An 8,510-nucleotide genomic window follows, 5' to 3' on the forward strand; every position below is an offset into this window, starting at 1 on the left:
GTCTCTACCTAGGCTATAATAATGTAAGATGTGCTTGTTAAGCATGAATGCAACAAAGACAAAAACAAAAACAAAAACAAGCTGGGTTTTATATTTTTTAAAATCCCAAAAAAAGAAACAAACTACAATTATAGTTGCAAGTACAAATGCAGCTCTAATTGGCTCTTCAACAACCATTATAAAAATAAAAAATACAGCCGGTATGATATATTTTACATTCTTTTGTTTAACGCTTAATGTAAAGAATATTAGTATAGATAATGAGAGAACAACATTTGCAAGATGCGACTGCTGCCCTAAAATTAAATCATTATCAAAACCGATGCTAACAGGAAATAAAAGACAAAATGTATAAAATGCAGCAGCTAAAAATTTCTTAAAAACACAGTAAAGAGAAGTGAATAAAATGACAGTCCATATAGAAATGCCAAGAGCTGAGCCGATAACAAATGCGGCATACCCTTTAAACCCCATCGCCATTGCTAAAGCTATTGGAACTTCAGACCGAAGGAGAATTAGTTGGTTTCCATAGTAGAAATCATGGGGTAGTATCGAACGTGATTCGTATATTGCTTGAGCTAGTACTTGCATTGCTGCAGCGTCAGCATGGAATGTAATAGAATAGATCCATTTAACATGAACAACCCCAAGTAAAAATGAGGTTAATATCACAAATAAAAAAACTAAAATTTTGTTTTGTACTTTCATCTAAAAACCCAAGGAAATGTTTTATTTTAATCTTAGTTTTTCGTCGTTTTATCGAGGAAAAATCTTGGTCTATTTTTTACTTCGATATATATTTTGCCAATGTATTCACCCAGCACACCAATACAAAGCATCTGCACTCCGCCAATAAATAACACAACGAGTATTACAGATGTCCAACCATGCACAGCATGCCCAATAACATATTGAGAAAATGAATATAAAATAAGAAAAAAGCTCAAAACAGAAATAGAAAAACCTAATATAGTCAATACTCTCAATGGAACCACAGAAAGGGATGTAATACCTTCAAGAGCCAGTGCTAACATTTTGCCAAGTGGATATTTAGACTCCCCTGCAATCCGTTCTTTTCTTGAATAATATACTTCCGTAGATGAATATCCTAACAATGGAATTAGACCGCGAATATAGATATTTTTTTCTTGATGGCTAAGCAACGATAATAATGCTCTTTGGCTTAAAAGTCTAAAATCAGCGTGATTCTCTACCTGATGGACGCCGAGAGATGACATTAATTTGTAGAATAAATTAGCAGTAGCTCTTTTAAAGAAAGTATCTGTACCACGATCTTTTCTAACACCATATACTATATCAATACCGGAATTATATTCATATACCATCGATTTGATAACTGAAGTGTCATCTTGTAGATCTGCATCGATACTAATTACCAAATCAGACTGTTTACATTCGCTTAATCCAGCCCAAAGAGCTGTTTGGTGGCCCTTGTTTCTTGATAATTTTATACCTCTTACTCTTGCAGAAGATTTTGAAAAGAGATCAATTAATTCCCATGTTTTATCTGAGCTACCATCATCAACAAACAAAATATGACTTTCTGACGAGATTGCGTTTTCAGAAATCAAAGATTTTAATATTTCATCCAGTTCATTTAAGCATTGATTTAAAACAGCCTCTTCATTGAAACACGGTACAACTATAGATAACACACCTGCCATTATTTCATACTCCATTTTTTATTTATATAGAAGCTTGAGATTGTATAAAAGATCATACCTAAAGACTGCACGGCATAGTAATTTTCAGTTCCAAAGGCCAAAGCTATTTTCATCACAACAACATTGACAATGTAACATATAAAACAAACCAGCATAAACCTTAGTAGATTACGAGCGCAAACTTTCTTTTTAAAAGTAAAAATTGAATTCATGACAAAGCTAAATATTATTCCTACTGCATATCCGATGGCATTCGATAAAAATAAACTCAACCCTAAAAACGTTAATGTTATTATCACCACTGCTGTTAATAATGTATTTCCACCACCCACAATACAGTATCTAACAAATTCCGGGGTCCTGCTATATATTCCGCGACTCACAATTCAGCCTCAGACATTAGCTCATGATACACTGCTGAGTATTTTTCTATCATATGCTCGGCAGTAAAAAAATCCAAATATCTTTGATAAGCATTACTACCATAGTGTTTTGCCAACTCAGGCTCGGAAATTAGTTTAAACATTGCATCTTGTAATGCTTGAGGATTGTTCCTTTCAACTACAATCCCAGTTTCATTATGGATGTTAATAAAGCTAGTGCCAGTTCCTATCTCTGCGGAAATAAGTGGCTTCCCATACATGGCACCTTCCGCAAGAGATATTCCAAATGCCTCCGAACGTAAATGAGAAGGGAAAACTACACAATAACATAGAGTGAGAAGTGCCGATTTATCTTCATCTGAAACTGCACCAACAAAATGTACATTCTTTAATTCAAGCTTCTGAGCCAGAGATTTTAATTCATTCTCTGCATCCCCCGAACCAACAATGACAACGTTAAAGTCATTATTCTTCGCTGCTTCCAATAATATATGCAATCCTTTATAATACCTAAATGCACCAACAAAAAGGAAGAATTCATCTTTAAATATAGCTTTCCAATACCGTAACTTCTCTTCACTTGGCACAGGATACGATGACCGATCTAGACCGTAAGGAATCACAGTAACTTTATCTATGTATCTTTGTAAGATTGAACTCGTCTTAACATAGTTTGGTGAAGATGCAATTATACGATCAACTGAATTCAAAAAACTATGCATGAGGGGTTGGTATATTTTCAATGCTGTTTTTTGTTTTACTATATCAGAATGATAACTAACTACAGTAGGTTTTTTGACTCCACAAATAAAATGTAAAAGATCCATATATGGGTATGGGAAATGATAATGAATGATATCAGCAGACTTAGCTAGCTCCTTAAATTTTTCGATCGCATAAATAGAAAAAGGAGTCGAAGCAATTTCAAAGCTCGTTCTGGCATAATATACAACATGATTTCCCAGTATCATGCTGTCTACATTACGTTGCTTACTTAAGGAAAAAACCGTAGATTTAATTCCATTCTTATAACCTGCTTCACTAAGCTGATAAATAACTTGCTCTATCCCACCGAATGTATCAGGATAGTAGGTCTTATATATATGTAGAACTTTCAACATTAGTTCAACTCAATTTGCTTATACGCAGTTATTGTTTCATCTGCACAGCGTGACCATGAAAAATTTTTAACATGCTCTAAACCTAATTGGATAGCATTCTCCCTCCATGCATTATCCTGAATACTTGTTAATATATGCGTAGTGAGTTTTTCAGCATCCATAGCGTCACTCATTAGTGCACATGTACCAGCAACTTCTGGAAGTGATGAACTATCAGAGCAGACAACTGGAGTCCCAGAAGCCATTGCCTCCAAGACAGGTAACCCAAAACCTTCATAAAGAGATGGATACAAAAAGCTAACAGCGCCGGCATAGAGTGCAGGCAAATCACTTGAAGGCGTAAAACCCAGGTAGCGCAGCCATCCTTCTCGTTCACCTTGTTCGAATCGACGATGCAAAGTATCACTGTTCCACCCTTTGAATCCGCTAATAACGAGAGGAGTCTGCTTTCTCAGTGACAGTGGCAGACATTCGTAGGCATCAAGCAATGTCGCTATATTCTTTCTCGGTTCAATCGAGCCAGTGAATAGAGAATATTGTTTAAAGGCAAGTTTGTATTTTCCGAGGACAGGCGTTATCTCTTCTTCTCGGCGGGGCCTAAATTCTCCACTACATGCTAACTTTGCAGTAAATACCCTACTTTCAGAAATATTAAAATAATTAATCAGTTCCAATCTGGTAAAATCAGAGTCTGTAATAAATACTGATGCTCGCTTTACCGTTTGTAAAAGCTCTTTACGCATATACCTAACTCTCTCAGGAGGATGGCATTGCGGAAAAGTAAAAACAGAAAGATCATGAAACGTGACAACACAGCGTTCTACCCTAGGTGGCAGATAAAAATTCGGCCCATGATAAATCGCATCCTTATGATCTCTCAAGACATTTGTCTTCAACCACGGTGCTGTGAGCCGATATACTTCCGAAGCCAGTCGACTCTTTTTTATTAAACTTTTAAGCCCTTCCGTTGAAGAGCTATTTTCTTTAGCCACGGGCATTTGCTGAGTAAGCCGATGCCCATTTAAAAAAAGCAATTCAGATATTTCTGGAGCATCAGATAAACATTTAGCCAACTCAAATGCATAGCGACCGATACCTGTTAATGGGTATTTTATTGCATCAGTTCCAAATATGACTTTCATTACTCGTTTTCCAACATCCAACGCAGGGTATCTTCGAGTGGTGGGACATTCCAATCTGGAATAAATGATTGTAGTTTAGATGGATCCCCACTAAGTGTCTTAACTTCATTTGCTCGGACAAATTCTGGATTAATTTGGATGGTCAGATGGTGTCCGGTTATTTTTTCACAAAGTTCAATAACTTTTCTCAATGAATATGTGCGGCCAGAGCAGATGTTAATAACTTCGCCAACTGGTTTCGCCTGTAATAATTTGACATAAGCATGGCTTAGTGCACGAACATCCGTAAAATCGCGCCAAACATCAATGTTACCTAACTCGATCGTCGGTGATTTTGATTTAAAGTGCTTAACTATCTTTGGCAAAAGGAAGTTTTCCGCCTGACCAACACCTGTATAGTTAAATGGCCTCGTAATGAATACGGGGAGTTTATCCATCCACAATCGAGACATATACTCCATGGCCAACTTGCTAACGGCATAATCGTTCGCTGGATTTGCTGCCGCAGATTCACTCAGTTGCCCGGCGGTACCATTTCCATAAATGTTAGCACTGCTGGCGAGAAGCACACCATCAAGGGTTGAACTACACGCACTCAAAGCCTGCAATAAATTACGCGTACCAAGCAAATTAACATTGTAGAAAGCATCGGCATCACCATGCCCGACGTAAGCGATAGCGGCCAAATGAATAACAACGTTTGGTTGTATAAGCTCAATAATATCCTGCAACTTCGCAGTGTCCATTAGATCAACCTGATAATAATCAGGTCCATCAAAAGGCATTGCGCCAATACCAAATACCCGATATCCGGCAGCGGATAATTCCGCTGCCACATAGCGGCCGGTAAATCCATTAATCCCTGTTACCAGGGCATGTTTGCCGGCGCCGAACATCAGAAAGAAAATCCTTGCTGGTTACGACGTAAATCAGCTTCAACCATCAACTGGCACAACTGCTCCAGCGAAGTTTTTGGCTCCCAACCCAGAATTTCTTTTGCACGAGCGGGGTTACCAATCAGCAAGTCAACTTCAGCAGGACGGAAGAATTTCGGATTTACACGGACCAACGTTTTTCCAGTTGCGGTATCAATACCTACTTCTTGTTCATCTTTACCCTCAAAACGCAGCGTATATCCAGCAGCTTTGAAAGCCATACTGACGAAGTCGCGCACAGTCTCTGTACGGTTAGTTGCCAGCACGAAAGTATCAGGTTTTTCTGCCTGCAGAATACGCCACATCCCTTCGACATACTCTTTGGCATAACCCCAGTCACGCTTGGCATCCATATTACCAAGTTCAAGAACGTCAAGTTTTCCAAGCTTAATTTTTGCAACAGAATCGGTGATTTTACGCGTTACAAACTCCTGACCACGTAATGGTGATTCGTGGTTAAACAGAATTCCGCTTGATGCAAAAATATTATAGCTCTCACGGTAGTTCACGGTCATCCAGTGAGCATACAGTTTAGCTACTCCATATGGGCTGCGCGGATAGAACGGTGTATCTTCTTTCTGCGGAACGGCCTGGACCAGACCAAACATTTCGGAAGTCGAGGCCTGATAGAAACGGATCTTAGGATTAACAATACGGATAGCTTCAAGTAGATTGACTGGACCAATGCCGGTAATTTCCGCAGTAGTAACTGGCTGTTCGAACGATACGCCTACGAAACTTTGTGCCGCAAGATTATAGACTTCAGTTGCGCCAGTATTCTGCAACAGGCGGATGCTTGCAGATAGATCCGTCAGATCATATTCAACAAGTTGCAAATTCGGATTATTCCTGATACCTAGTTCTTCAATACGCCAAAAGTTGACCGAACTTGTGCGACGGTAGGTGCCATAAACAGTATAACCTTTGCCCAGTAGCAGCTCAGCCAAATAGGCTCCGTCTTGTCCTGTAATACCAGTAATAATTGCAGATTTCATAAGTAAAACACCTTCATTTACATAAGGAATTATAAAGCTGGATAGATTGCTCAGCAGAGTTATACGAGGAAAGTTCGCGAACCCGCTTCAACGCTCCGATACTCAATGTATGATATAATTTATCATCATTAATTAGCTGTTCGATTTTTGAGGCTAAACTGTCTGCCGAACCATCGTCGAAAATCAGCCCTGATTCATTATCGATCACAACCTCAGGGATTGCGCCGGCATTACTTGCGATAACAGGTTTCCCATGCACAAATGCTTCTAAAGGTACAAGCCCAAACGATTCATATCTTGAGGGGAATACAACAACATCGCTAGCAGCATATAACTTTTCTCGCTCCGCATCACTAACGGCACCTATGTAGACAACATTAGAGTTACCAGCAAAACGTTCTATGATCATTTTATTCACATCAATAACAGCACTACCAGCAATGACAAAGCAACAATCGCGGACTTCCTCAATGCTATTAATCATTTCTATGGCATCCAAAAATATATCGATACCTTTTCTCAACTCAATACGGCCCATAAAGAGAAAAACCTTTTTCCCTTTAAGCCTGTGATTTAAAGACGATAATTTTTCGCCAAAATTTTGATAACCACTAGATATGTCGTACATAGGCCAATAAGCTAAACCAGCATTTATTTTTGAGTATCTAATACCTTCTGATGGATTATATTTGGCTTTGAAGGTTTCCTTTATAGAATCACTAATTGGAATAACCGCATCGGCTCTTTCGACCACTGTTCTTTCAAAAGAGCTTAGATAATCTAAATCAATAGAACTCATATTCCATTTATTCATTTCGTTTGCAACAAGCAACGGCGTAACTAAACGCACAACAAGAGGGATTTTTAGTTCTTTACTAATCAGGCTAAATGCATAAACCTCAGAATCCCATAAACAAGAATCAACTACAGAAACAGGATGGATCTCATTGAGTGCATCAATTTCTATTGCAACCCTTTTAGACCAATCTAAAATCTCGTTCGCTATTGCAGAATCTGCAACAAAAAAGTCACAGTGAGTGTTTTGACATAGTGAAATTAACTTAAATCGACCAGCTTCATATGTCGAAGATGTTTCACTCTGAATGATTACCGTGACATAATGTCCGGCCAAAATAAATTCACTGACTAAATTATAATATAAAGTACCGATTCCACCTGATTTTGTAAAGGGAGGAAATTCCTTACTGACAACGACTATGTGTTTCTTGGTATGATTAAATTTATCGTTCTTAAATTGTTTGAATGAATTATCAATAAAAGTGGAGCTCAATAATTTAGGTTCAACATCAAATGCTTTCACGCCAGCATTAAAGCCGTCCCATATAGCATCCACATAAGCATTGAATTCTAAGTGTGATATTTCAGACTTACTTAGCCCATCTCTTAAATAACCAATTCTATCTCTTTCTATAATGGCTTTAAGCTCCTTGAGAACTTCATATTTTTCACCACTAGAATACGTAAGTGAAAAATAAACTATATTCTTAACTATTGAACGCCAGTTATAGCTATACTTGTTAACCCTATTTTCACTTTGTGCAAACTCATGTCTAAGATATGCTTCTTCACAATGATTAATCAAATAACCATTTCTAATTAACCTGAAACAGACATCCGTTTCGTCAAGGTAATAATCATATTCCTCGTCAAACCCACCGACTTCGACAAGATAATCGCGTCTAAATACTGAATTCGTCCCTAACAAACTACGTCTATACTCGGGATTGCTCTTCACGTCCTTGCCAGGATTTATAATACTACTGCCGAATGTATCAACAAAAATATCTTCAGCCTGAAACTTTAGAGAGCCTGCATAATACGTTGGCCCACCGACACCAGCAACAAAATTATGGGTACTGTTGAAATAGTTCAGTATAATATCAAACCAATCGAGAAAAGGTATTGCGTCATCGTCAATAAATGCCACAAGTTCTCCCGACGACGCTCCAATACCAATATTTCTTGAGCGCGACAAATTCCTTTCTGAGTTCGTTCTTATTTTAATTCTATCTTTCCATTTATTAAGTACAAACTCTGTTTCATCTGTAGATGGTCCATTAACTACAATTACTTCGAAGACATTGCTGTAGCTTTTAGTTAAATAATCTAAGCATCTATCAAGATAATCACATCGATTAAATGTGCAAATAACAACTGATACTTTTTTAAATAACTCTTTTTCAGGGATTATTTTTTTAAAAAATGAATCAGCACTTTCACCCCAAGCC

At 37.8% G+C, this 8,510-nt stretch carries 7 protein-coding genes and 1 pseudogene; all 8 read right to left on the reverse strand.

Translation table 11 applies throughout. The features are described 5' to 3' along the window. Positions 1 to 708: pseudogene (locus NNO08_RS22540) on the reverse strand (hypothetical protein); the annotation flags it as partial. Between the two features lie 32 nt (positions 709 to 740). Further along, positions 741 to 1,685, reverse strand: a complete 945-nt coding sequence (locus NNO08_RS22545; protein WP_271457580.1) for a glycosyltransferase family 2 protein — start codon at positions 1,683 to 1,685, stop codon at positions 741 to 743. Beyond that, complete coding sequence (locus NNO08_RS22550; RefSeq protein WP_271457581.1) at positions 1,685 to 2,068, reverse strand: GtrA family protein; 384 nt, start codon at positions 2,066 to 2,068, stop codon at positions 1,685 to 1,687. The genes NNO08_RS22545 and NNO08_RS22550 overlap by 1 nt, the downstream gene beginning before the upstream one ends. Next, positions 2,065 to 3,189 (reverse strand): glycosyltransferase family 4 protein, encoded by a 1,125-nt coding sequence (locus NNO08_RS22555; RefSeq protein ID WP_271457582.1) that lies wholly within the window; start codon positions 3,187 to 3,189, stop codon positions 2,065 to 2,067. The genes NNO08_RS22550 and NNO08_RS22555 overlap by 4 nt, the downstream gene beginning before the upstream one ends. Continuing rightward, on the reverse strand, positions 3,189 to 4,331 hold the full coding sequence (locus NNO08_RS22560; RefSeq protein ID WP_271457583.1) for a glycosyltransferase family 4 protein: 1,143 nt from the start codon (positions 4,329 to 4,331) through the stop codon (positions 3,189 to 3,191). The genes NNO08_RS22555 and NNO08_RS22560 overlap by 1 nt, the downstream gene beginning before the upstream one ends. Then, complete coding sequence (locus tag NNO08_RS22565; RefSeq protein WP_271457584.1) at positions 4,331 to 5,227, reverse strand: GDP-mannose 4,6-dehydratase; 897 nt, start codon at positions 5,225 to 5,227, stop codon at positions 4,331 to 4,333. Before NNO08_RS22565 ends, NNO08_RS22560 begins: the two co-directional genes overlap by 1 nt. Continuing rightward, on the reverse strand, positions 5,227 to 6,261 hold the full coding sequence (gene gmd, locus NNO08_RS22570) for a GDP-mannose 4,6-dehydratase (protein ID WP_271457585.1): 1,035 nt from the start codon (positions 6,259 to 6,261) through the stop codon (positions 5,227 to 5,229). The genes NNO08_RS22565 and gmd overlap by 1 nt, the downstream gene beginning before the upstream one ends. Before the next feature lie 13 nt (positions 6,262 to 6,274). Further along, the coding region (locus NNO08_RS22575; RefSeq protein ID WP_271457586.1) for a glycosyltransferase at positions 6,275 to 8,510 on the reverse strand (2,236 nt) is incomplete at its 5' end.

The organism is Citrobacter sp. Igbk 17 (assembly GCF_028069775.1).
Classification (GTDB): Bacteria; Pseudomonadota; Gammaproteobacteria; order Enterobacterales; family Enterobacteriaceae; genus Citrobacter.